This window comes from Sphingomonas sp. (assembly GCF_051962185.1).
Classification (GTDB): Bacteria; Pseudomonadota; Alphaproteobacteria; order Sphingomonadales; family Sphingomonadaceae; genus Sphingomonas.
Genome location: NZ_JBQCCN010000001.1, coordinates 1 through 2,214, shown reverse-complemented (window position 1 = coordinate 2,214; position 2,214 = coordinate 1). Strand labels below are relative to the sequence as shown.

At 66.6% G+C, this 2,214-nt stretch carries 3 protein-coding genes; all 3 read right to left on the bottom strand.

Features of this window, described 5'->3' with window-relative positions; all coding sequences use genetic code 11:
- Positions 1–185, bottom strand: a 185-nt coding sequence (ssb, locus tag ACTHJR_RS00015; protein WP_440520971.1) for a single-stranded DNA-binding protein, incomplete at its 3' end; no start/stop codon positions are given.
- Positions 186–201: 16 nt separating this feature from the next.
- Entirely contained in the window at positions 202–2,055 is a 1,854-nt protein-coding gene (feoB, locus tag ACTHJR_RS00010) for a ferrous iron transporter B (protein ID WP_440520970.1), read from the bottom strand.
- Positions 2,056–2,066: 11 nt separating this feature from the next.
- A partial coding sequence (locus ACTHJR_RS00005) for a FeoA family protein (RefSeq protein ID WP_440520972.1) occupies positions 2,067–2,214 on the bottom strand: 148 nt, incomplete at its 5' end.

Below are 2,214 nucleotides of genomic sequence, written 5' to 3'. Positions count from 1 at the left end.
TCGCTGAACACCTTGACCGTGTGCCATTCGGTGCGCTCCTTGCGCTCGCCGGTATTGCGGTCCTTCCATTGTTCGGACGTCGCGATGCGCAATTCGACGACCTTGCCGCCGTTCTGGAAGCTGCGGCTCTCCGGGTCGCGCCCGAGATTGCCGACGAGAATGACCTTGTTGACGCTGCCCGCCATTTAATCGCCTTTTGCCTTAGAGGCCGGCGAGTGTTGCCAGCCAGTATGTGATTCCGGCCATGATGTAGGCCAGCAGGAACAAATAGCCAACCATGAAGGCTGGCCATTTCCAGCCGTTGGTCTCCCGCCGCGTCACCGCGATCGTTGAAATGCATTGCGGCGCGAACACGAACCATATGAGGAAAGCGAGCGCCGTGGCCAGGCTCCAGCGCGTGTGGAGAGTCTGCGCCATTTTGGAGCCATCGTCCGCCGAATCGATGGCATAGACCGTCCCGAGCGCGGCGACCGATACTTCGCGCGCGGCCATCGCCGGGATCAGCGCCAGCACGATGTCGCGGTTGAAGCCGATCGGGCGGAAAGCGGGCTCGATCGTGTTGGCGATCCGCCCGGCCACCGAATAATTGACCTGGGAGACCCGGCTGTCCTTGGGAACTTGCGGGAACGACAGCATCGCCCACAGCACGATGGTGGTGAAGGCGATCGTGGTGCCGGCGCGCTTGAGGAAGATTTCGGCGCGGCTCCAGAGGCCGATCGCGAGGTCGCGGACGCGGGGCAATTGGTATTTGGGCATCTCCATCATGAAGCCCGACGACGCGCCCTTGGTCACCGTGCGGCGCAATACCCAGGCGACGACGAACGCGCCGACGACGCCCATGATGTAGAGGCCGAGCATGACCAGTCCCTGCAGCCCGACGAACGGCAGCACGCGGACGTTGGGGATCATCGCCCCGATCACCAAGGTATAGACCGGCAGCCGCGCGGAACAGGTCATCAGCGGCGCGATCAGGATGGTGGTCAGGCGGTCCTTCTCGTCCTCGATCGTGCGCGTCGACATGATGCCGGGGACGGCGCACGCGAAGCTCGACAGCAGAGGGATGAACGCGCGGCCCGACAGCCCGACGCTCGCCATGATGCGATCCATCAGGAACGCCGCGCGCACCATATAGCCGCTCGCCTCGAGCACCAGGATGAAGAAGAACATGATCAGGATTTGCGGCAGGAACTTCACTACCGCGCCCACGCCGGCGATCGCGCCGTCGGTGATCAAGGAGCGCAGGATCGAGTCCGGCATCACGTCCTTCACCAGCCCGGCGAGCCAGTCGAAGCCCGAGGCGATCGCGTCGGCCGGCGCGGCGCCGGCGAAGAACACCGCCTGGAACATCACGAACAGCACGACGAACAGCAGCAACACGCCCCAGACCGGATGGAGCGCGACCGAATCGAGCATGTGCGTCCAGCGCCGCACCGGCGTCTCGGACACGGTGGCGGCTATGGCGATCTGACGCGCGCGGCGCTGCAGGGTGGCGATGTCGGCGTGGAGCACCGGATCGCTCGGCCGCAGCGCCGTCGCGCCTGGCGTCACCAGCTCGGCGAGCGTTTCCTTGAGCTCGTCGATGCCGCGCTTCCTGACCGCGACCGTGGCGACCACCGGCACGCCGAGCTCGCGCGACAAGGCCGCCGGGTCGAGCTTGAGCCCGTCGCGCTCGGCGAGATCGATCATGTTGAGCGCGACTACCACCGGTAGGCCGAGCGCGATCAATTGCAGCGTGAAGCGCAGGTGATTGTCGAGATTGGAGGCGTCGACCACCACGACGATCGCGTCGGGCAGGCGTTCGCCGGCTTGCGCGCCGGTCACGACGTCGCGGGTGACGCGCTCGTCGGGGCTCGACGGCTCGAGGCTGTAGGTGCCGGGCAGGTCGAGCAATTCGACCGGACGGCCGTCGGGCAGGGCGAGGCGGCCGGCAAGACGCTCGACGGTGACGCCGGGATAATTGCCGACCTTCTGCCGCGCCCCGGTCAGCGCGTTGAACAGCGCGCTCTTGCCGGCATTGGGATTGCCGACCAGCGCCACCAACGGGGCCGGGTTCATCTCGGCTGGTCTCAGCTAGTCAGCGGAGCGACATGGATCGCGCCGGCGACGCGGCGGCGCAGCGCCACCGTCATGCGGCCGATCCGGCAAGCGATCGGCCCGCCGCCGATCCGCGCGCGATGCAGCACCTCGACCCCGACGCCTTCATCGAAACCGAGT